We start from the raw sequence: 22516 nt of genomic DNA on the forward strand, positions 1-22516 counted from the left end.
GGTGAGATTTTGCGGGAGCTTTGTTGAGCGACGATTACGCCAACTCGCGCACATCTGCAGTCGGCGACGTGCCGAATGCGTCGCTCAATGCATAGTCGATCAACTGGCGCGCGCAATCTTCGGGCGAGGTCAATTTGCCCGTTTGCTTGAGTTCTTCGAAACGGCCGCGCAGCGGGAAATGATCGACGCTGGTCGCGCGGATCGTCGCCTGCATGCCGGTGTCCACCACGCCCGGCGCCACACTGCCGATGCGCACACCGTCCGGTGCATCGAGCGCGACCGCGCGCGCGTGGTGATCGAGCGCCGCCTTGGTGGCGCAGTAGACGCTCCAGCCCGAATACGCGTTGCGCGCCGCGCCGCTCGACAGATGGACGATGCGGCGCTCGCCGGCCTGCACGGTGGCGAGCGCATTGGCGAGCATCAGCGGAGCCGCGACATTGAGCGTGACGGCTCGGGCGATGGCGCTCGCGTCCTGGGCGCCCAGCGGCGCGATCGGATCGACGGTCCCGGCGTTGTTGAACAGCAGCACGCACTGCGCGCCTTGCGCGAAATCCTGCAGCGCACCGCTGGCCAGCCATTTTTCGACGGCGGCGGGATCGGCGAGGTCGAGGGATGCTTCTACAAATTTCGCTGTTGTTGCAGCGTTCGCGGAGTTTGCAGGGTGCTCGCGCTGCGCGAGCGTCGGATGCGCGCTGCGGCCCACGCCCAGCACATCGATCTGGCGCTCGAGCAGCAATTCGGCCAGCGCGGCGCCCAGTCCGCGCGAATGACCAGTCACGATGGCGCGCACCGGCGCAGGGGAAATAACGGTTTGAGTCATGATTTACTGGGAGAAATCGAAAAAATCGTGGGCGAGAACGCGGCGTTGACGCGACACATGCGCCGATGATCCGGGCATGAACGCCGAAATAAAATCGTGGAATCGTAGGGCCAAATCGGGCCGATCACGATGCGAAAGGGCCGGCTTTTTGCAACGCACGCGCTTTAAATCGGCGTAATCCGGCCTTTTGAGGTGTATCAAAATTCACGTAATTCGCGCCGGTACGGGCCTCAAAAGCAGCGCCAAATCTGGCGCATCGCGCGACGAGACAGAAATGCGGCTCGCGATTCTGTATCATAGCGTCCGATCCAATAAGGAAGAGAGCTGGACGTGAAAGCCGCATCGCAACAACGCCGACCCCTGAGCCTCAAAGATGGGCTGCTCGAACTCAAGAAGAGCATGGGGCTGGGCACGGGTCAGCCGCCCGAAGAACAGGCGCAGTCGCCGCAAGGCAAGCATGCGCCCAAGGGCGCACCGAAAGGCGCACAGGGCCAGCGTCGCGCGCAAGGCGCGCCCGGCCACAAGGGCCCGAAAGGTCCTCGTCCGGCAGGCGCCGACGAGGCGCGCGGCCGCGGCCGTCCGCAGCAGGCCAAGGGTCAGGGACAAGGCAAGCCGGCCGCTGAAGGCGGCAAGCCGCAGGAAGCCCGTGGCCCGCGTCCGTCGCGCGGCCCGCGTGACGGCGAGCGCAACAATGGTGGCAATGGTGGCAATGGTGGCAATGGTGGCAATCACCGCCAGCGTCAGCCGCGCCCGCAACCGCAACTGGCCAATCTGAGCGAAGCGGAAAAGGCGCGCATCGAGCGCAACCGCCAGCTCAACACGGTCTGGAACGTTTTTGCGAAGCTGTATCCGGCGTTCCGCGATCGTCTGCCGCTGAAGATCGGCGTGGCAGAAGATCTGGTCACGCGTCACCCGGACTACGAGCGCACGCTGATCGTCGCCGTGCTCAAGCGTCACGTGAATCATCCGCGCTATCACGAGCGTGTTGCCGCAGGCGGCGCGCGTTACGAGCTGGATGGCACCGCGTCGGAAGGCCCGGGCATCGATCCGTCGCACGTCGGCCGTGCCAATGCCGCGCTCGCGCGCCAGAAGGCCAAGGCCGAAGCGCAAGCCAAGGCGCAGGAAGCCGCAAAGCCGGGTCAACCGGCTGCCGCCGCTCCGGCTGAGGCCGCAGCACCCGCGCAAGCGCAAGCGGAAGCCGCCGCCGAGGCAATCGAAGCCGCAGCACCGGCTCCGGCCGAGCCTGCCGCACCGGCTGCCGAGACCGGCAATGCCGCCGAAGCAGAAGCCAAGGGCAGCGAAGACGCTGCGCCCGCAGCCGACGCCTAAGCGCTCGAGGCGCCCCAGGCGCCTTGCATCGCACGACAAAACACGCCCAGCGAGTTCAACTCGCCGGGCTGTTTGCGTTTTACGTCCGGTTTAAAAGTGTGAGCGGCGAGCGATGTTCAACGCTCGCGCGAGCGCGAATAGCTGCGTTTGCCGGAAGCGTCGGCGCCAGAGGCTTCCGCTGCGGGCTGCGCGACGGCAGCGCCCGAAGCCGCCTGCGCCGCCGAAGTGGCGGGCACGCCACTAGCCGCATTGCCAACCGCATTGCCAGCCGCGATATCGGCCGAAAATGCGCCGTTGAAATTTGTCGCGGCGCCATCCTCTGCTGCACCGTCGGCGGGCGCGCCGCTCGCGCTATCCAGCACATGGCTGAATTCCGCGGCGCGCATGCGGATCTTTTCCGCATATGCCTTCGAGCCGCCGTAGTTCTTCATCGCCGCATCGAGATCGCCGCCGGCCGCGCGCTTGTAGCCGTAGAGAATCGATGAGCCCACATCGATATTGACGTCGGGGTCGGTGAGATCTTTCACATTGCGCAGCAGATTGCGGTGCGCCGACGGCACGACCTGCATCAGCCCGGTGGCGTTATTGCCGCCATGCGCCTTCTCGTGAAAACGCGATTCCACCGAGATAATCGCGAGCAGCACAGCCGGCGGCAGCGAATATTTCGCCGCAGCCGTGGTGACCGCCTGCGAAATCTGCACGGCTTTTTCCTTCGCCAGACCGAATTTCTGGGACAGATAGGTGGGGAGCTTTTTGTCGTCCCCTTGCGTGGGAGCCTGCTGCGCTGCTGCGTGTTGCACGAGGCCGGGCAGCAAAACCAGCAGGCAAAGTAGGCGCCTCATGGGCAGTGCGCGTGGTGAGCTATGGATGGCGCACAGTATAACCGGCCATGCAAAAGGACAGCCGGGATTCGACCCCAGCTATCCTTGCCTCGTCTTCTGGGCGCACGACGGCCTGATCGCGCGCAAAACCGCTCAGCTTTTCTGGACCGATGCGCGGTAGATTTCGTCGATGCTCGCCGCCAGCGTGGCGTCGAAATCGGCGTCGCTCATCTGCTTCGTGAGGTCGTTGATCAGCGCGCGCGAGAAGCTCGCGATCATGCCGTGGTTGTGCGCGAGGCGCGCGCACGCATCGGTACGCGAATAGCCGCCCGACAGCGCGACGACGCGCACGACGCGCGGGTGATCGATCAGCGGCTTGTAGAAGTCGGGCGTGTCGGGAATCGTCAGCTTGATCATGACGTTGCGCGAAGCGGGCAGGGCGTCGAGTCCCTTGAGCAGGGCGTCGCGCAGCAGCGCTTCGGCTTCGGCCTTGTCGGGGGCCTTGATCGACACTTCGGGTTCGAGGATCGGCACGAGGCCTTTGGCGCTGATCTGCTCGCCCACTTCGAATTGCTGTTGCGCGATCGCGGCGATGCCCGATGCCGATGCACGCTCGACCACCGAACGCATCTTGGTGCCGAAGATCCCGGCCTTTTGCGCACGATCGAGCAGCGCGTCCAGCCCCGGATTCGGCTTCATGAGACGCACGCCGTCGGCTTCGCTTTCCAGGCCTTTGTCGACCTTGAGGAACGGCACCACGCCGCGGTCTTCCCAGAGAAACGCGGGCACCGGCTTGCCGTGCGCCTGGCCGTCCATGGTCTGCTCGAACAGGATCGCGCCGATTACCTTTTCGCCCGTGAAAGCCGGCGCGCTGATGATGCGCACGCGCATTTCGTGCATCAGGCGGAACATATCGGCGTCGCCGCTATAGTCGCTTTCCGGGATACCGTACTGGCGCAGCGCGCCTGGCGTGGAGCCGCCGCTCTGGTCGAGCGCGGCGATGAAACCGGGCTTCTCGCGCATCTGCTGCAGCATCTTGTCGTTGGCCATCTTCCATCCTCCCGAAAAATACGCGCCGGTGGCGCAATGCAGAAAATCGATTCGACGAGTGTACCGGCGCTGCGTGACAGCGTCTGCGCCAATGTGTCGGCCACGCGCGCGGCAGGTCAGAGGGGAAACGGAAGCAAGCGCGATGCCAGGGTAGCGTGCACGCCTTAGACGATCACCTGCGCGTGGGCGCTGCGGTCGCTCGCCAGCAATGTCGATAGTCGACGTAAAGCGGCCTGAAGTCGCGCACGCTCTGCCGTCGCGCCCAGCGAGATGCGGATGGCATTGGCGCCGCCATGGCCGCATTCGAAAGCCGTCGAGGGTGCCACAGCCAGGCCTTCGGTGCTGGCCGCCGCCGCCAGTTCGCGCGCCTGCCAGTAAGCCGGCAAGGTGTACCAGAGGTGAATCCCGGCGTTCGCGCCCGCTGCCGTCCCCAGCAGCTGCGCCGCCATGCGCTGGCGCTCCTGCGCTTCCGCGCGCACGCCCTGGAAAATATCGTCGGCGACGCCGTCTTCGATCCACTGCATCGCCAGCGCGTTGGTCAGCGGCGCGGCCATCAGCGAAAACGAGCGCAGCGCGGCCAGCACGCGCATGCGCGTATCGGCGTCGGGCAGCGTCAGGAAGGCCGTGCGCAAACCGGGCGAGAGCGTCTTCGACAGCGTCGAGACATAGCAGACCTGCGCGGGCGCGAGGCGCGCGAGCGGCGGCGGGGCATCAGGCGCGAAACGCCAGTACGGATCGTCTTCGACGATACGCACGCCATGGCGCTGCGCCACGCGCAGCAAATCGCGGCGGCGCGCTTCGGAAAGCGTGGTGGCGGTGGGATTCTGCAGCGTCGGGTTCAGGTAGAGCATGCGCGCGCCGTGCAGGCGGCAGGCGGCGTCGAGCGCATCGGGCAGCATGCCTTCGGCGTCCGTCGCCACGGTTTCGAGGCGGCGGCCCAGTTGCGCGACGGCGTGCGGCAGACCCGGATAGACCAGCGGCTCGCTCAGCACCACATCGGCGGGCGCGGTGAAGGCGAGGATCAGCGCGGCCAGCGCCGCCTGGGCGCCCGGACAGACCACGATACGCGCCGGATCGAGCGTGCCCAGCACCGGCTCGAGCCACTTCGCGCCCGCCGCGCAATCGGCCGCCGCACCGCCGCCGATGTGGTACGTCATCAACAGATCGGCGTCGCTGCGCAGCAAAAGGCGCGAGAGCCCTTCGCGCAGCAGCGCGTCGGCGTCCAGACCTTGCGGCGGCGGCGGAATGTTCATGCTCAGATCGACACGCTGCGCCAGTTCCGCGCGCGGCGCGGCAATGAAGGTGCCGAGCGGCCCGCGCGCCTCGATCAGCCCGCGCCGCCGCGCTTCGTTGAAGCCGCGCGTGATGGTGGTCAGATCCACGTCGAGCAGATCGGCCAGCGTGCGTTGCGCCGGGGCGCGCTCGCCGGGCGAGAGCGTGCCGTCGGCCACGGCGCGCTCGATAAAGTCGACCAGACGCAGATAGCGCGGCCCGTCGCCGTCCTGCATTGCCGTGGCCCACGCCGAGGCTGCGCCTTTCTTGTCCGGATCGATGCGGTCTTTTCGCGTCATTCTGTCGCAGATGTATGTGTCATGTCTTACTCTAGCATGCGGACACGAAGCGCGTAAATCCATACATATAGGCTATGTAGGGTTCTTTGCCCGGCGTCCTGACGGCGCTGTCTGCGAAGTCGATGTGGGCACGTATGGATGGGTTTGCGCGATCGTCAACCATGGAACCCGACATGCGCACCCACTCCATCCGAAGAGGACCGGCCGTCGAAGCCGGCCCGCCGCTTTCCCAACCACCACGCTCATCCCGACTTTCCGCCTTGCGCGGCGCCGCCAGCATCGCATCGGCCGGCGCACTCGCGCTGCTCGGCGGTTGCAGTTCCGTGTTGATGGACCCGAAAGGCGACATCGGCATGCAGGAAAAAAACCTCATCCTCATCGCGCTCGGGCTGATGCTGCTCGTGGTGATTCCGGTGATCGCGCTCACGCTCTGGTTCGCGTGGCGCTATCGCGCGTCCAATACGGGCGCCACCTACGCGCCGAAGTGGTCGCACTCGACCGCGATCGAAATCGTCGTCTGGACGATTCCCTGCATCATCGTCATCACGCTCGGCGCGCTGATCTGGCGCACGACGCACTCGCTCGATCCGTACAAGCCGATCGAATCGCAGGTCAAGCCGATCCGCGTCGATGTCGTGGCGCTCAACTGGAAGTGGCTGTTCATCTATCCCGATTACGGCGTCGCCTCGGTGAACCAGCTGGCGATTCCCGTCGATACGCCGGTGTCGTTCCGCCTGACCGCCGAATCGCTGATGAACTCGTTCTTCATCCCGCAACTGGGCAGCCAGGTCTACGCGATGTCGGGCATGGAAACGAAGCTGCATCTGATCGCGAACCAGCCCGGCACGTACGCGGGCCGCTCGGCGGCGTTCAGCGGCCCGGGTTTCTCGGACATGCACTTCGACACGCTCGCCACCAGCCGCGCCGATTTCGACGCCTGGATCGCGCGCGCCAAGGCCTCGCCCGCGATGCTCAGCCGCGGCGCGTACGAGCAGCTCGCGGTGCCGGGAGAAAAAGCGCCGGTCGCGTTGTACTCGAACGTCGCGCCGGGCCTTTTCGAAGGCGTCGTCGACAAATACATGCGCGACGTGCACGGCAACCCGATCTGCGGCACCGGTACGAACGTTCCGGCGCTCACATTCGATAGCAGCGTGGCGCATGCGCCCGCCGTTCTGGCAGCGGAGTAAATCACATCATGTTCGGAAAACTCACGCTCGATGCCGTTCCCTGGCACGAGCCCATCATCATGGGCACCGGCGCCGTCGTGGCGCTCGGCGGCCTGGCGCTGCTCGTGGCGATCACGCTTGCGGGCAAGTGGGGCTATCTGTGGCGCGAATGGCTGACCTCGGTCGATCACAAGCGCATTGGCGTCATGTACATCATTCTCGCGATCGTGATGCTGCTGCGCGGTTTCGCCGATGCGATCATGATGCGTGCGCAACAGGCCATCGCCTATAACGACGCGGCCGGCTATCTGCCGCCGCATCACTACGACCAGATCTTCACGGCGCACGGCGTCATCATGATCTTTTTCGTGGCCACGCCGCTCATCCTCGGCTTGATGAACGTGGTGGTGCCGCTGCAGATCGGCGCGCGCGACGTCGCCTATCCGTTCGTCAATTCGCTGTCGTACTGGCTTTCGGTGGTGGGCGCGATTCTGGTGATGGTGTCGATGTTCGTCGGCGACTTCGCGGCGACGGGCTGGGTGGCGTATCCGCCGCTTTCGGAACTGGGCTACAGCCCGACCGTTGGTATGGATTACTACATATGGTCGCTCCAGATATCGGGGCTTGGCACGACGCTTTCGGGCATCAACTTCATCGTGACGATCCTGCGCATGCGTGCGCCGGGCATGAAACTGATGATGATGCCGGTGTTCGTGTGGACGGCGCTGATCACCAACATCCTGATCGTCGCGGTGTTCCCGGTGCTGACCGGCACGCTCGCGCTGCTCACGATGGACCGCTATCTCGACATGCATTTCTTCACGAACGAGCTAGGCGGCAACGCGATGATGTACATCAACCTGATCTGGGTCTGGGGCCACCCCGAGGTGTACATCCTGATCCTGCCGGCGTTCGGCGCGTTCTCGGAAATCATCGCCACGTTTTCGGGCAAGCCGCTGTTCGGCTACAAGTCGATGGTGTACGCGACGTCCTCGATCGGCATTCTGTCGTTCTTCGTCTGGCTGCATCACTTCTTCACGATGGGCTCGGGCGCGAACGTCAACGCCTTCTTCGGCATCATGACGACGATCATCTCGATCCCGACCGGCGTGAAGCTGTTCAACTGGCTGTTCACGATGTATCGCGGCCGCATCCGCTATCACAGCGCGACGCTGTGGACCATCGGCTTCATGGTGACGTTCGCCGTGGGCGGGATGACCGGCGTGCTGCTGGCCGTACCGGGCGCCGATTTCGTGCTGCATAACTCGCTGTTCCTCGTGGCGCACTTTCATAACGTGATCATCGGCGGCGTGGTGTTCGGCTGTCTTGCGGGCGTGAGTTTCTGGTTCCCGAAGGTGTTTGGTTTCACGCTCAACGAGTTCTGGGGCAAGGTGTCGTTCTGGTGCTGGCTGATCGGTTACTGGCTTGCGTTCACGCCGCTCTATATCCTGGGCTTCGAAGGCATGACGCGCCGTATGAACCACTATTCGGAGCCGGGCTGGCATATGTGGCTGGTGGTGGCGCTGGTGGGCGCGGTGTTCGTCGGCCTCGGCATTCTGGCGCTGATCGTGCAGCTCTACGTGAGCGTGCGCGACCGCGATCTGAACCGCGATATCACCGGCGATCCGTGGGACGGCCGCAGCCTCGAATGGTCGACGGCTTCGCCCGCGCCGTTCTACAACTTCGCCGTGCTGCCGAAGATCACCTCAATGGAACAGCACTGGGACAACAAGGAAGCGGGCAGCGCCTATGTGCAGGCTCAGCACTATGAGGACATCCATATGCCGCGCAACACGGGCGCGGGTTTCATCATCGCAATGTTTAGCTTCGTGTTCGGCTTCGCGGCGGTGTGGCATATGTGGCCGTTCGCGGCGCTGGGTCTGATCGGCATGATCGGCACGTTTATCGCGCGCAGCTACAACCAGGATGTCGATTACTGGGTTCCGGCGGCGGAAGTCGAGCGTATCGAAAACGCGCGCTTCCAGCAGCTTGGCGAACTGGAATTCAAGGAGGTCGCGTAAGTCATGGCTCACGCTGCAACGACACATCACGGCCATGACCATGGCCACGACGACAGCACCAAAACCACGCTGGGGTTCTGGATCTACCTGATGAGCGACTGCCTCATCTTCGCGACGCTCTTCGCCACCTTCGGCGTGCTCGCGAACGCGACGGCAGGCGGTCCCGGTGCGAAGCAACTATTCGAGCTTTCATACGTGCTCGGCGAAACGCTGCTGCTGCTCGCCAGCAGCGTCACCTTCGGCATGGCGATGCTGAGCCTGCACGCGCAGCGCCGCGCGCAGGTGATTGGCTGGCTTGCGGTGACGTTCGCGTTTGGCGCGGGCTTCGTCGGCATGGAAATCAACGAGTTCGCCAAACTCATTGCCGATGGCGCGGGCCCGCATACGAGCGCGTATCTCTCGGCGTATTTCACGCTGGTCGGCACGCACGGTCTGCACGTGAGCGCGGGTCTGCTGTGGATCGCGATCATGATGCATCAGACCTGGAAGTTCGGCCTCACAGGCACGGTGCGCCGGCGCCTCGCGTGCCTGAGCCTCTTCTGGCACTTTCTGGATCTCGTGTGGATCTGCGTTTTCACCTTTGTTTATCTGCGAGGCATGCTGTGAGTCATTCCCACGTCTCTCATTCTGCCGGTCACGATGACCAGCACGGCGGGTCGCATGGCAACCTCAAGGGTTACATGATCGGCACGGTGCTTTCGCTCGTGCTGACGCTCGCTTCGTTCGGCGTGGTCATGTTTCATGTGATTCCGCCCGCGCAGGGGCTCACGGCGATCGTCGTGCTGTGCGTGGCGCAACTGGTTGTGCAGCTGGTGTATTTCCTGCATATCGGCGCGGCGCGCAGTCAGCGTGCGAATACCGGCATCTTCATTTGCACGGCGTTTCTGATTGCGGTGATCGTCGGCTTGTCGCTGTGGGTCATGCATAACGCGAACGTCAATATGATGCCGTCGCAGATCAGCGTCGAGCGCGCCATGGCGCACGATTAATCGTTGTTGTGGTGATGCTGTGCGAACCCCGCGTGGGTCTGGTTCTTTGGGACTGGGCTGCGCGGGGTTTTCCTGTTTATGTGCGCGGCGCCTTCACTCCGCCTCACCCAACATCCCCGTTTCGCGCAGCTGCTTCAGACGCGCATAAACCGTCGTGCGCGACACGCGCAGTTGCCGCGCGACCGCCGCCACGTTGCCGCCGTGCTCGTGCATGGCGTTCTGCACGGCGATCAAGGTCTGTTCTTCCAGCGTCGAGCCGTTCTGTGCCGCACTCACCGGCGCGACCGGCGCCAGATCGCCGTCCGTCGCGAGCGGCATTGCCATCCGCCGCGCCGTGCTGCGATTGAGCGGCGCACGCGCGTATTGCACCCACACACGGCTGCCATCGGCGCGAGCGAAACGCAGCGGGTTGCGCTGCGGCCGCAGCACGCGGCTCAATTGCGCGGCGGGCGTATCGGCGAACAGATCGCGCAACGCGAGCGCAGGCAAGGGCGCGCCGTGCTCCAGCGCGAACATGCGCCGCGCCATGCGGCTCGCGGCGCGCAGCGTGCCGTCTTCTTCCACGGCCAGCACGCCCGCGAGCGGCGTGGCGAGCCAGCGAGGATCGTGCTGCACGCGCAGCAGATGGCATCCGCGCAAGGTCGCGAAGAGGCGCTGCTCGGCGGCCAGCGCCGCCAGCCGGAATTGCTCCTTGACCTGCGAAAGATCGCGCTGTCCCGTGCCGGTCAGATCGAGCGCGCCGATCACTTCGCCATGCAGCCCGAAAAGCGGCACTGCGAGACACGACACGCGCTCGAATTCGTCGAGATAATGCTGGCCGTTTCCGATCGTCACTTCGACGCCTTCGTGCAGCACACAGCTAGGCGCGGTGGTGCCGATGTGCGATTCGAGAATGCGGCGCCCGGCGATGATCGGCAGGATCAGGTCGTCGTCGCAGGCGGGGCTGTGGCGCGCGTGGATCACCGTGCCTTGCGGATTCACGCAGAAGATGGTCCAGTCGTCGCCGCCGAAAGCGTCCCAAAGCTGCTCGATTTCATCGACGACACAGCTGTAAAGCCGCCGGTCTTCGTGCGATTCGCGCGCGCTGCGGGTGCTTTTGAGCAGTTCGTATTCGGGTGCCTGCCAGGGACGCACGCCCGCATCGCGCGAGCGCGCCCACGAACGCGCGACCGGATCGGGCAGCAGGCCCGGCATGAGTGCGGCCGGCAGTTGTTCGCCGCCGCCGAAGCGCTCGCGCACCGCATGCAGTTGCGCAAGGGCGCTGTCCGCCGCGCGATCCGAGGTGAACCGGGATGCGGATTTGCTCTTCATGCAGGCTCCCGATCAGGCGATCTCATGCGATGGGTAAAGGGCGAGGGGCTTCACAGCGGTTCGCGACGGTGGCAAAAGGCCAGACAAGGACGGGCGGCAGGGCGCCTTTGAAAGGGCACCGTGCCGCCCGTGCGGGGCGATGGCGAAGCGCCGCGTCGGCTAGAGCGAGGATACCGCAGCCGGCGCGCACCCTGCAGCGCGCCGGGTCGCCACTCGTGCCTCAGGCGTGCGCGAAGCGCAGGATCGGCTTGAGGGTGACGCCGCGCGTGCTGTCCTCGGCGGCTTCGTTGATTTTCTCGAGCGGATAGAACTTCACCAGCTTGTCGAACGGAAAACGCCCTTGCTGATATAGCTCGACCAGTTGCGGAATAAAGCGCTGCGGCACGCTATCGCCTTCGACGATGCCGCGAATCGTGCGCCCGTTCAGCAGCAGGCTGTTGATGTCGAACTCGCCCTTGGTGCCCAGCGGCGGCGCGCCCACCACGCCGATTGCGCCCAGCGTGCCGAGCGCTTCGATCGCCCCGGCCAGCACCTGCGGATGCCCGGTCGACTCCAGCGCGAAATCCACGCCGCCGCCGGTGATCTCGCGGATCGTCTCGACCATATCGACTTCGCAGCTGTTGACCATGTGGGTCGCGCCCAGTTCCTTCGCCAGTTCGAGCCGCGACGGCACGATATCGACGGCAATGATCGTCGATGCCCCCGCCACGCGCGCCGCCATCACGGCGGACAACCCCACCGCGCCCGCGCCGAAGCTCGCAAAGCGGCTGCCCGGCGTGACCTTGAGCGAGTTGATGACCGCGCCCGCGCCGGTCTGGATGCCGCAGCCGAGCGGCCCGAGCAGTTCGAGCGGCGCGTCGTGCGGCACCTTGATCGCATTGTTTTCGCGGGCCAGCGCGTGGCTCGCAAACGACGACTGCGCAAAAAAGTGATCGTGCAGCGGACGGCCTTCTTCATCCTCGATGGCGGTACGGCCTTCGAGATCGCCGCCGCCGAAATTCAAACCAAAGAAGTGGCTGCAATACGCGCCGTGGCCGCCCACGCAGGGCTGGCAATGTCCGCACGCGCCGTAGGTCAGTACCACGTGATCGCCGGGCTTGAGGTTCTTCACGTTCGGGCCGACTTCCTCGACCACGCCCGCGCCCTCGTGGCCCAGCACGGCCGGCAGCGGCACCGGATAGAACTGGTCGCGCACGATCAGGTCGGTGTGGCACAGGCCAGTGGCGACCACGCGCACCAGTACTTCGTCATCCTGCGGGCCGCGCAGGCGCGCCTTCTGGATCGTGAACGGCTCGCCCTTGGCGCGCGCGACGGCGGCGGTGACCGTGCGGCCCGTCGCCTGAGTTTGCGTTGTCGTGCTCATGTGTGTCTGTCTCCTCAGATCGGGTAGAGCGGTGCTTCGCCCTTGACGGTCAGCCATTGCCACTGGGTAAATTCTTCCCAGTTGGCCGGGCCGCCGATGCTCGTGCCGTTACCCGACGCGCCCACGCCGCCGAACGGGTTGATGACTTCGTCGTTCACGGTCTGATCGTTGATGTGCAGCAAGCCCGTGCGCAGACGCTCGCCCATGCGCAGCGCGCGGCCCACGTCGGCGGTGACGACGGCCATCGACAATCCGTACTCCGTATCATTGGCGAGCGCGATGGCTTCTTCGTCGGTGTCGAAAGGCACGACCACGGCCACCGGCCCGAAGATTTCCTCGTTGAACGCCGGGTTGCTCTGCGTGACGCCGCTCAGCACAGTCGGCTCGAAAAAGAGGTCGCGATAGCCGCCGCCGGTTTCCACGCGCGCGCCGGCCTGCTGCGCATCGGCGAGCACGCGGGCGATATGGTCGCGCTGCGACGCGTTGATGATCGGCCCGAGCGCGACATCGCCGGTCGCCGGATTGCCGACCGTGAGGCTCGATGCCTTCGCCACCAGTTTTTGCACGAATTGATCGTAAATTTTGCGCTGCACGAGCACGCGGCCGGTCGCCATGCAAATCTGGCCCTGATGCAGATACGCGCCCCAGGCCGTATTGGCGACGGCGAGTTCGAGATCGGCATCGTCGAGCACGATCAGCGAATTCTTGCCGCCCAGTTCCAGCGAAACCTTCTTGAGATGACGACCCGCCGCTTCGCCCACCTTGCGGCCCGCGCCCGTCGAGCCCGTGAACTGGATCATGGCGATATGCGGGTCGCTCGTGAGCGCCGCGCCCGCCGCGCCGTCGCCGGGCAGCACATGCAGCACGCCCGCTGGCAGACCGGCGAGTTCGAATAGACGCGCGATGCTGAAACCGCCGCAGATCGAGGTGCGCGGGTCCGGTTTGAGCACCACGGCGTTGCCGAGCGCGAGCGCCGGCGCCACGGCGCGAATCGCCAGATAGAGCGGAAAGTTGAACGGCGAAATCACGCCGACCACGCCCAGCGGGCGGCGGCGCGCCAGCGACAGGCGGCCGGGCACCGAAGGCAGCACTTCGCCCGCCGAACGCGACGGCAGCGCGCTGGCTTCGTGCAGCGCCTTGATGGCGGCGTGCGTTTCGAAGCCGGCCTTGCCGCGCGTGGAGCCGCTTTCGCGCACGATCCAGCCGGCGATTTCGTCGGCGGCATCTTCGGCGAGGCGCGCGGCACGGCGCAGCACGGCGGCGCGCGCGTCGTAGGGCAGCGCGGCCCAAGCCTGCTGCGCCTCGAAAGCCGCCTTCGACGATGCCGCGATCAAGGCCGCGTCGGCCATGCCGATGCGCGCGAGGCGCTCGCCCGTGGCCGGTTCGAGCACATCGGCCGCCGATGTGCCTTCGCGCCATTCGCCCGTGAAGAGACGGCCTTGCCAGACGTCGTTGTCGAGAAGGCGGGTGGAAGTGGTAACGCTCATGCTGACTCCTGTTGATCGCGTGCGAAAGCCGGTAAATAGGCCCAGTGGGCGGTCGCCGGTAGCGGGAATATCGCCGGAACACGCCAGGACGCCACGATAAGGAATGGGGGCCAGCGTCACAATCGGGAATTGTTCCCGGGCCGCAATAGCCCGTGGGCGCGTGGCAGGGCGCGCAAAGGCGTTCAGTTACTGGACACTCGACTTTGCTGTCCAGTCGCGGGCACAGCGCGTGCGCTATGTCGATCGTCGCGACACACCGTCGCTTTTACGTGGAGACGTACCATGAACAAGGACCAGGTGAAGGGCACGGCAGAAAAGATCAAGGGCAAGGTCAACGAAGCGGTAGGCCGCGCCACTGACAACCCGCAACGTGAGCTCAAGGGCGACGTGCAGCAGGCCGCGGGTGAAGCACGCAAGAACTATGGCGATATGAAGGAGGCCGCCAAGGATATGACCAAGCGTCATCACTAAGGTGATCGCCCAGTGAGACGAAAGTCTCGGCAGTGCGCGGGGCGTCGTTTGCGCGGCGCCCCGCGCGTTTTTGTGCGTTTTTGCCCGAACGACCCTGGCGCTGGCTTCAGGCCGGACCCGCCAGAATCCTCGCCTGACTGCGCATGCCGGCAAAGATCGCATCGGCGATATCGAGCGGAAAGTCTTCCGGAAGCTGCGCTGCGGCTTCGTCGATGACGCGCCCGGTTTGCTGCGCAACCGTGGCCATCATCTCCTCGATCTGCTCGACCGAAAATCCCACGCGCTGACCCTGCGCGATCCAGTGACGCGGAAAAATCTGCCCGATGCGGTAATGCGCATTGCGCCCGCGCACCGCCATCGCGAGACTCGCGCGCTGCGCCGCGACCTGATTGCGCCCGCGTCCGATGATCGGATGCGCGGACAGCACGTCATAGAGCGGCGTGGCCGCAAAACGGCTGCCGGGAAGGTGCGCGATGCTGTAATTCTTGGCGTGGCCGTCGGTGGCCGCGAGCAGCCAGAAAATGATCTGCGCGAGAAAAAAGTGCCGCCGGTCTTGCGCCGAGCGCGACGATCCGCCCAGCACGGCCATCACCGCGTCGATGCCGGGACCGCCATCGGCTTCGTATTTGTAGAGGCCGGGCGTGCCCGTGGCCTGGCAAAGATCCTCTTGCGGCAGACGCACGATCCAGCGTTTGTCGCGCGCGAGGCGCCGGTCGAAACGCTCGACCACCAGCGCCTTCATATCCTCGAAATGGGCGATTTCACAGGGCGCGATCGGCAGCCCGAAGGCGGCGACGATGGTTGCGCAAAGCCATTCGTTTTCCACCGAGGTACGCATATCGGCGCGCATATTGCCGACCAGTCCGAGCGGCAACTTGAGAATGTGCGTGGTGGGCGTGCTGCCCGCAGGCAGCAGCCAGCGGCCGTTACGGCGCAACAGTGCCGTTTTTTCCTGTGCACCGGCAATCGACAGACGCAGATCGTCCACCGGTTCGCCGTGCTCGCCGAACTGCGGCGTGGAAGTGGTCTCGCGTAACAGCCGGGCGATGGCGGCTTCGTTCAGCGGCTTGCCTTCGATCGATTCGAGCCCGACCGGCGTTTCGCCCGCCGGCAGCAATTGCAATGCGCCGACGCAATCGCGCCCGAGCACGGCCAGCAGTTCGAACGGCGAAATGCCCGCCGTGCGGTAACGGGCCGCGATGCGGCGGCGGATGCGTTCGCTATCGGGCAGCAGGTTGTCGAAATAATCGGTGACGATGCGCCCGCGCAAGGGCTGGTTGCCCGGCGTAAACGGCAGCGAAAGCGAGAGCGGCCGGCCCTGTTCGTCGTCGAGCCAACTGGGCAGATAGACGAGCCGTTCGACCCCGCGCACGATTTCCCAGTAGCCGACGGGCAGGCCGTTCATCCACAGGTCGAGGCGGTTCGTCTGGCGGGTGCGCGCCATTTACCAGTCCTCGCGCTTTGATGGCCTCGCGGCAGCGAGCTTGCGGGACGTTGTCTTTCCGGGCGAGCTTTTACGGGCAACGGTCTTTTTGACGGCGGTTTTTTTGACGGCGGTTTTTTTCGCTGCGGTTTTCAGCGCCGTTTTTCTCGCAACAGGCTTTTTGACTGCGGCCATTTTCACCGCAACCTTGCGTTGAGCCGGTTCGGCTTCCGCAGCGCCAGCGGCCAACCGCATATCGACGGCCAGCAGCCGCAGTACGCGAAAAAGCCGCTCGACGCTTGCGGTGGCGGGGTTGGCTTCGAAGGCCGCGTAGCTCTGCTGGGAAATGCCGAGCCGCTGCGCGACCCGTTGCTGGGTCAGGCCGGCTTTCTTGCGAAAGCCCAGCAGCAAGGGGCGTAACTGGCTGACGGTCTTGAGCGGGTAGTCCACGCGAAGCTCCGGCAGTGGGGACAGGGCAGGCAACGCTTACAGTCTATAGACTGTAAATGCAAAATACAACCTTAAAGCTGTAAATGCAAAATACAGGCTATAGCCTGTAAGCGTGCTTCGCGTGGAACGGCGCGGCGCGAACGCCGGCCACGCTCGTCAGGTTGGCGTCGCGAAGAAATAGCGCGTGAGGTGAAAGAAAATCGGCGCGGCGAAGCAGATGGAATCGATGCGATCGAGCATGCCGCCATGACCGGCGATCATCACGCCCCAGTCCTTGGCGCCCATCGAGCGCTTGACGGCCGACAGCACGAGCCCGCCGATAAAGCCGCCAATCACCGTGACCGCCGACATCAACGCGGCCTGCCAGATATTGAACGGCGTAAGACCGTGCAGCAGGGTGCCCAGACCGATTGCGAGTGCGCCACCGCCAATCAGGCCTTCCCAGGTTTTTGAAGGACTGACGAGCGGCGAAAGCTTGCGCTTGCCCCAGAGCTTGCCGCAAACATACTGGAACACGTCGCTCGATTGCACGACCAGCAGGAAGAACAGCAGCAGCGGCCCGTTATTGTCGAAGTAATGCGGCAGCGGCAACAGGAGCAGGGCGGGCGCGTAACTGAACGAATACACGCACACCATCAAGGCCCATTGAATCTTGGCGTTACGTTCGAGAAATTCAGCCGTGTCCTGCGAAAAAGCCTCCGACGCGGACAGCACGAAGAACATATACACCGGCATAAAGATCGCAAACAGCCCGTACCAGTGCAGCGCCACCAGCAGAAACTGGCCGGGCAGCGCAACGTAATAGGCCAGCACGAGCGACCAGTAATCGGCGGGCTTGGTCGGTGTGAGCGTAATGAATTCGCGCAGTGCGAAAAACGAGCAGATAAAAAACAGGAACAGCGTGGCATACGGCCCAAGCCAGAGCGCCGCCGTGACCACGGCAATCATGACCCACCACGCAGCAATGCGCTGGTTCATATTGGTGACGGTCGTATTGGCCGTGCCGAATTTCATGCGCAGCACGGCGCCCACCACGGTAAAGAAGCAGAGCAGGGCGACCACGCCCACGATCGTGATCCAGAAAACGTGCGGCATCCTTAACCCCGTACCGAATTTTGAAGTTTGATCACGGCGTCGCGCGCCGTGGTAAGGAAGGTTTCCTTGTCGAGTTCGGCGGCGCCCGGCACGGCATCGCCAAACGAGACGCTGCAGTTGATCGGCACCGGCAACAGCTTGCCCTTGGGCATCGCGCGCATCAGATCGGACAGATGCACGGGAACGAGCTGCACTTCGGGAAACTCACGCGAAAGCCAGTAAAGCCCGCTTTTGAACGGACCGATTTCGCCGTTCTGACTGCGCGTGCCTTCGGGAAAAATAATGATCGACCAGCCCGACGCCAACGCATCGCGCACGAGTTGCAGCGGGTCTTCGCCTTCGGCGCTTTTGCGCGTCACATACACCACGCCCAACACACGATTCGCGATAAAGCGGCGCATGGGCGAAGCGTCCCAGTAATCGCGCGCTGCGGCAGGGCGCACGCTCGCGCGCAGATCGGGCGGCAACGCCGCCAGAATGGCAAGCGTATCCACGTGACTCGAATGATTGGCGAAATAGATCGTCTGCTGGGCCGTTGGCGGCGTGCTCGCGTAGCGCCCGCGTGCGCCCACCACGAGACGCACGACGCCCAGCAACCAGCGCTGCATGACGTTACGCATGAGTCTTTTCCTCCGTGATCCGGTGAAGATCCTGAACGAGCGCACGCGTACGCGTCACGCACGTGAGCGCGCTGCCCGCCGCGATAATGAACAGCGCCGCAATCAAACAAACAGGATGCCGATGCAGCGTGATTTCGATGATCGTCGCGACGCAGGCGAGCGTGAGCAAGGCCATGCGATGTTGCTTGGCCATCGGCCCGATGAAACGCTGCGGCACGCCCACCGAACCGCCGAACACGCGCACATAGGCGGTCAGCGCCGCAAAGAGCGCAGCGGCCCAGCCAAGCGACGGCAGGCCCACGCCATAGCCGGCCGCGACCAGCAACACGCTGTCCGCGACGCGGTCCGGGAATTCGTTATAGATCGCCCCGACGATCGATTTTTTTCCGCCTTCGACGGCGACCAGTCCGTCGATGACATTGCACAGCAGCCGCAACTGGATGCAGACAATCGCCACGATCATGCCGATGACGCTGTCGATTCTCAGCAGCGCGATTGCGCCGATCGCTGCGAACACGGCGCTCGCGACGGAAATCTGGTTGGGCGTCACGCTCGTGCCGGCCAGGAATTTCGCCAGCGCGACAATGGCCGTGTTGGAGCGCGATTTGATTGGGCGTCGGTTTTCGTCCATAAGGCGTGATGGAGTCGATGATGTCGATGGGATGCGATCAGCGTCGATCGGTCGAAAGCTGGGCGCGTTATACAGGGCTGCGCAAAACTATGGCGTTTTACGTGGCGACTCATTGAGCATCGTCGCCAAATACGACATTTCTTATATGGTCGCCTCCCATTTGCAAGGCAATTGTTCGTGGCGAGAAGGGTGGTTGCGGACTTATATCCGGACTCGATCGCGAGATGTACCCGCCGGCCCCGATGGATTTCGCCGCAAAGGTCCTAATCTATTTAGCGGACTCAAGGTCCGAGAGATGTCTCAGGCTTGCCTTTGCGCGGTCCAACCTGTCTTGCCATCGTTCAATATACCTGTGCAACCGTGAATGGAGGTAGAGACATTCAAGCGTGGTTACTGCACGTGTGCTGCCTCATACGTTCGGTCATACGCCAGGAGCGCCCAGATTGTGCGTGCCATCTTGTTCGCGAGCGCAACAGCCACGACATTCGTTGGACGTCGGGACAGCATCATGCGCAAACGCTCCGGCAGATGTCTGGAACTTGAGATAACCGAGCGGGCGCCATGAATCAGCAGCGTTCGCAGATATACATCACCGCGTTTGCTAATACCTCCCAGTTTCGCCTTACCGCCAGAACTGTTCTGTCGTGGCACGAGACCCAGATAGGCGGCAAATTCCCGTCCAGAACGAAACGTCTGAGCCTGTCCGATGACCGAGACCGCAGCGGTCGCCGTGAGCACGCCGACGCCGGGAATCTCTGAGATACGTCTGCATGCGTCGTCGTTGCGGCGCCACTCGAGAATGCGCTGTTCGATGCGCGCAATCTCTTCATCGAGCGCCCGCAATCGTAAGATCTGATCCAACAGGCTGTCTACTAGCATGGCCGGCAGCTCGTCGGCCAGTGACGCCAGTGCACCTTTGGCAGCGTCAATCGACGCACGACGGCCTTGAGGCAGCGCAATGCCAAACTCATAAAGCAATCCGCGAAGCTGGTTGACCTGCATCACGCGAACCCGGACCAGTTGCTGGCGCATGCGATGCAATGCGAGCATGGCTTGCTGGTCTTTAGTCTTGACCGCCACGAACCGCATGCCGGGACGCTGGGCGGCTTCCCAGATCGCCGCGGCGTCGGCCGCGTCGTTCTTGTTCGACTTCACGAACGGCCGCACGAACTGGGCTGCGATGAGCCGGACGTCGTGGCCAAGCCGCGCCATGACCCGGGCCCAGTGATGAGCGCTGCCACAGGCCTCCATGACGACACGGCTCGCAGGCCGGTTGGCGAAGAACGGCACGAGCTGGGCGCGTTTGAGAACCTTGCTATGAATCGCGCCGGTCTGAGGTTCGACATAGTGAATCTGGAAAACGCGCTTGGCCAGGTCGATGGCAATGATCGTGGGTTCCACATGCTTCTCCTTGGGCGGCGGGACTGCCGAACCAGCAATGTCGCATGTTCTGGACGCGACACTGCGGTGCTGGGCGGCCCGGTAAGGCGGGAGGCGACCATTCCATCTATTTAGCCACAGCTTTACGAAATTGCGATAATTTGCATTATGTCAAATTACATAGAACGTTCGGAAAACCCTGCCGGTCCTGATTTGACTGCTGTGCATCGCGCCCGCGAATTTACCTGGCATGCCGAATAATCTGTCGATTCTTCGGCAATCGTCATGACGGCACATCCGTACCGTCACGGCTTCAATGCTCGTTGCTGGCTTTCGCAGCCTGCGGGCAAGCCGGATCTTTGCCCCAGTGACCGTCGCAAACACGCCAGCGGCAAAGCTGATCCTCGAAGAAACCGCGCTCGCTGCAAGCCTTGACCTGCTGCGCCAGCGACGCGTTAGCCTCACTGCTTTTCGCCGAACTCTTCGATGCATGCGAACCGGTCTTCGCATCCGTCGGCTTGGAGCGCGCGAACAGCACGGCCAGCAGATCCGCATCGGAATCGTCTTTTTTACCGTTGGCGTGCGCCTTCTTCGACTGGGCGAGCGCCGTCTTGCTATCGGCCTTGCTGTCGTTCTTATGCGCGTTGGCCGTTTGATGCTTGGTATCGGCGCTATCGTGTTGATGCTTTGCGGCGTTTTTTTCCGGCGCGGCCTGCGCTGTTTGCGCAACCGGCGCGGCGGGTGCAGCGGGCGCGGTCGCGCCGCTGGCCGAGCCATCTGCGAGCACGCGCGCGAGGCGTTCGTTCTCGCCTCCTGCAGATGCCGAGTCGTCGTCGGCGACGATGGTGGCCGCGTGCGAAGCCGATGCCTCCTCGGGCGCATTTTTCTGTGCGCTCGCAACGACTGCATGCGACGCGGGCGTAGCCGACGCTGCAGCCACGGCAACCGCGCTGGCCGCCGTCGATGCCGCGTTCGACGTACTCGACGGCGTGCGCGACATCCAGTGCCATGCACCGAATGCGCCCGCACCGATTACGAGCAGCGCCACAAGGCCGGCCGCTTTCGAGGAACGCTGCGGCGTCTTGCCCGCAGGCACGGGCTGCGGCACCACGCGCCCTTCGAGGTTAGCGAGAATGCGTGAGCCAGCGGGCGTGCCGCTGGCAGGTGCGCCGGCCGGCCTGGCGGGTGTTTCTGCCAGCAGGCTGGGTGGAGCTTTGGGTCGGGAATTGTCCGGCACACTCATTACTTTAGAGTCTCATTCGGATCGTGCACATTGAATCGGGCCTGTTTCGCCGTAATAATACGTGTCGGCCCGAGTTCGGGCAGGCCTGATTCTAAAATCAAGCATTACAAAAAACAATTGCCTCAGTTCACGGGGTCGCTTTTGGTTGCCATTGCACTCGTAGTCTATTTCGCCATTACCGTACCGATAGCCGCAATTCTGCTGTTACCGGGCGTTCGAGCGTCCTTTTTCGATGCTTTATTCAACCTGCATAATGTGATCACGCGGCGTATTTCCGCGAGTTCTGCACATGCGCGCAAGCATATTTCTAAATCGGCAAAATATTCCCAATCGACAATGGTCGATATGCAAAATTTGCTGATTAAGCGGCGCTTGCTGATTTTGTCGACGACAGGTATTCTTGCGACGCCTCCGCTGATTGCTATTGCGCTTCGCGGTCGCCAGTTATTCCAATACGATGACACGGCTCGTGTGCCCGATGAAAAAATCGCGGCACTGCTCAATGGCGAGCAGCTGGTTCCGCCGCCGCCTTTGCCGCCTGAAGTGTTCGCCACGCGTGAGGTTGAACAGATTCGTCCGGCACTGGTGGATGCGAGTCGCGACTGGAATCTGCTCGATGCGGATTTCCGTACGCGTTTGCTGCTCGTTTATAAAATCATGCACGAGCAATACGGTTACGACATGGCTTTGCTTGAAGGTTATCGCAGCCCCGATCGGCAGGACCGGCTGGCAAGAATGGGGGGCAGCGTGACTAATGCCGCGGCGTTTCAGAGCTATCACCAATACGGACTCGCAGCGGATAACGCATTCCTGCGTGACGGCAAGCTCGTCATTTCAGAAAAAGATCCGTGGGCCATGCGCGGCTATCAGTTATATGGACAGGTTGCCGAACAGGTTGGCCTCACATGGGGCGGACGCTGGAAAATGATGGACCTCGGGCACGTCGAATATCACAAGCCCGGTTTCGTGCTGGGACGCAGGCCGGCAGATGCAAAATGACATGCGCAATGACACGTGCATGTCACCGGCAGCAGATAAGCACGCATGCGTATATGCAGATTGGGCCGAAGCAAAACGCAATGCGAACAATAAAGAGGATGGATATGGGGCGTTCTTTCAATACCTTGAGCGACATGCCGCGCAAGCCGCGCAATTCCTTTCCTGATCTCTCACAGTTTTCACATCGTTCGCCGATCCTGTCCTGTACATGATCGGCTGCACGCGCGCGCCCTGCCCGTTGCGCGTCTCGCCACCGTCACGCATGAATCACCAGAA

General features: G+C 63.5%; 21 protein-coding genes. 7 read left to right on the forward strand and 14 right to left on the reverse strand.

Translation table 11 applies throughout. The annotated features are described in order from the left end of the window. Nucleotides 1-34 precede the first annotated feature (34 nt). Nucleotides 35-820, reverse strand: coding sequence for an SDR family oxidoreductase (locus G3N59_RS10800; RefSeq protein WP_205982567.1), 786 nt, complete (start codon nt 818-820; stop codon nt 35-37). A 330-nt stretch (nt 821-1150) separates the two neighbouring features. Between G3N59_RS10800 and G3N59_RS10805 the strand changes: the two genes are divergently transcribed. After that, nucleotides 1151-2149, forward strand: coding sequence for a ProQ/FINO family protein (locus tag G3N59_RS10805; protein ID WP_205982569.1), 999 nt, complete (start codon nt 1151-1153; stop codon nt 2147-2149). A gap of 116 nt (nt 2150-2265) precedes the next feature. On the opposite strand, the gene G3N59_RS10810 is transcribed toward G3N59_RS10805, so the two are convergent. From G3N59_RS10810 to G3N59_RS10820, 3 genes are all read right to left on the reverse strand, one after another. Beyond that, complete coding sequence (locus G3N59_RS10810) at nt 2266-2991, reverse strand: transglycosylase SLT domain-containing protein (protein WP_205982574.1); 726 nt, start codon at nt 2989-2991, stop codon at nt 2266-2268. Nucleotides 2992-3123: 132 nt separating this feature from the next. Beyond that, nucleotides 3124-4020 (reverse strand): fructose bisphosphate aldolase, encoded by an 897-nt coding sequence (locus G3N59_RS10815; protein ID WP_205982575.1) that lies wholly within the window; start codon nt 4018-4020, stop codon nt 3124-3126. A 164-nt stretch (nt 4021-4184) separates the two neighbouring features. After that, complete coding sequence (locus G3N59_RS10820; protein WP_241023369.1) at nt 4185-5528, reverse strand: PLP-dependent aminotransferase family protein; 1344 nt, start codon at nt 5526-5528, stop codon at nt 4185-4187. A 236-nt stretch (nt 5529-5764) separates the two neighbouring features. Between G3N59_RS10820 and cyoA the strand changes: the two genes are divergently transcribed. Genes cyoA through cyoD form a run of 4 tightly spaced genes read left to right on the forward strand, consistent with a single transcriptional unit; the run spans nt 5765 to nt 9767 of the window. Next, entirely contained in the window at nt 5765-6778 is a 1014-nt protein-coding gene (cyoA, locus tag G3N59_RS10825) for a ubiquinol oxidase subunit II (RefSeq protein ID WP_205982577.1), read from the forward strand. A gap of 8 nt (nt 6779-6786) precedes the next feature. Beyond that, on the forward strand, nt 6787-8778 hold the full coding sequence (gene cyoB, locus G3N59_RS10830) for a cytochrome o ubiquinol oxidase subunit I (RefSeq protein WP_205982578.1): 1992 nt from the start codon (nt 6787-6789) through the stop codon (nt 8776-8778). 3 nt (nt 8779-8781) lie between these two features. After that, complete coding sequence (gene cyoC / locus G3N59_RS10835) at nt 8782-9384, forward strand: cytochrome o ubiquinol oxidase subunit III (RefSeq protein WP_205982579.1); 603 nt, start codon at nt 8782-8784, stop codon at nt 9382-9384. Continuing rightward, complete coding sequence (cyoD, locus tag G3N59_RS10840; protein ID WP_346777871.1) at nt 9381-9767, forward strand: cytochrome o ubiquinol oxidase subunit IV; 387 nt, start codon at nt 9381-9383, stop codon at nt 9765-9767. Before cyoC ends, cyoD begins: the two co-directional genes overlap by 4 nt. Nucleotides 9768-9860: 93 nt before the next feature. Here the strand turns inward: cyoD and G3N59_RS10845 are convergent, their stop codons facing one another. The 3 genes from G3N59_RS10845 to G3N59_RS10855 form a co-directional block, all read right to left on the reverse strand. Further along, nucleotides 9861-11078, reverse strand: coding sequence for a helix-turn-helix domain-containing protein (locus G3N59_RS10845; RefSeq protein WP_241023339.1), 1218 nt, complete (start codon nt 11076-11078; stop codon nt 9861-9863). A gap of 220 nt (nt 11079-11298) precedes the next feature. Then, nucleotides 11299-12441, reverse strand: a complete 1143-nt coding sequence (locus G3N59_RS10850; protein WP_205982580.1) for an NAD(P)-dependent alcohol dehydrogenase — start codon at nt 12439-12441, stop codon at nt 11299-11301. Nucleotides 12442-12455: 14 nt separating this feature from the next. Beyond that, the gene (locus G3N59_RS10855; protein ID WP_205982581.1) at nt 12456-13928 is read right to left on the reverse strand and encodes a benzaldehyde dehydrogenase; all 1473 of its coding nucleotides are present in this window, start codon (nt 13926-13928) and stop codon (nt 12456-12458) included. Nucleotides 13929-14210: 282 nt separating this feature from the next. Between G3N59_RS10855 and G3N59_RS10860 the strand changes: the two genes are divergently transcribed. Next, nucleotides 14211-14399, forward strand: a complete 189-nt coding sequence (locus G3N59_RS10860) for a CsbD family protein (protein WP_167061375.1) — start codon at nt 14211-14213, stop codon at nt 14397-14399. 106 nt (nt 14400-14505) lie between these two features. On the opposite strand, the gene G3N59_RS10865 is transcribed toward G3N59_RS10860, so the two are convergent. The 7 genes from G3N59_RS10865 to G3N59_RS10895 all read right to left on the reverse strand — a co-directional run bounded on the left by G3N59_RS10865 (nt 14506) and on the right by G3N59_RS10895 (nt 21241). Continuing rightward, nucleotides 14506-15843 (reverse strand): type II toxin-antitoxin system HipA family toxin, encoded by a 1338-nt coding sequence (locus tag G3N59_RS10865; protein ID WP_205982582.1) that lies wholly within the window; start codon nt 15841-15843, stop codon nt 14506-14508. Continuing rightward, entirely contained in the window at nt 15844-16272 is a 429-nt protein-coding gene (locus G3N59_RS10870) for a helix-turn-helix transcriptional regulator (protein ID WP_205982583.1), read from the reverse strand. 156 nt (nt 16273-16428) lie between these two features. Continuing rightward, nucleotides 16429-17367, reverse strand: coding sequence for a phosphatidate cytidylyltransferase (locus tag G3N59_RS10875; protein ID WP_205982584.1), 939 nt, complete (start codon nt 17365-17367; stop codon nt 16429-16431). A 2-nt stretch (nt 17368-17369) separates the two neighbouring features. Then, on the reverse strand, nt 17370-17987 hold the full coding sequence (locus tag G3N59_RS10880; RefSeq protein ID WP_205982585.1) for a lysophospholipid acyltransferase family protein: 618 nt from the start codon (nt 17985-17987) through the stop codon (nt 17370-17372). Then, a complete protein-coding gene (locus tag G3N59_RS10885) occupies nt 17980-18618 on the reverse strand; it encodes a CDP-alcohol phosphatidyltransferase family protein (protein ID WP_205982586.1) in 639 nt (212 codons plus the stop codon). Before G3N59_RS10885 ends, G3N59_RS10880 begins: the two co-directional genes overlap by 8 nt. A gap of 390 nt (nt 18619-19008) precedes the next feature. Then, a complete protein-coding gene (locus G3N59_RS10890) occupies nt 19009-20019 on the reverse strand; it encodes an IS110 family transposase (RefSeq protein WP_205982587.1) in 1011 nt (336 codons plus the stop codon). 292 nt (nt 20020-20311) lie between these two features. After that, on the reverse strand, nt 20312-21241 hold the full coding sequence (locus G3N59_RS10895) for a hypothetical protein (protein ID WP_205982588.1): 930 nt from the start codon (nt 21239-21241) through the stop codon (nt 20312-20314). A gap of 141 nt (nt 21242-21382) precedes the next feature. On the opposite strand from G3N59_RS10895, the gene G3N59_RS10900 reads away from it, so the two are divergent. After that, nucleotides 21383-22240, forward strand: coding sequence for a M15 family metallopeptidase (locus G3N59_RS10900; RefSeq protein ID WP_205982589.1), 858 nt, complete (start codon nt 21383-21385; stop codon nt 22238-22240). The last annotated feature ends 276 nt before the right edge of the window (nt 22241-22516 follow it).

Source organism: Paraburkholderia sp. Ac-20340, from assembly GCF_017104965.1.
In the GTDB taxonomy this organism is placed as follows: Bacteria; Pseudomonadota; Gammaproteobacteria; order Burkholderiales; family Burkholderiaceae; genus Paraburkholderia.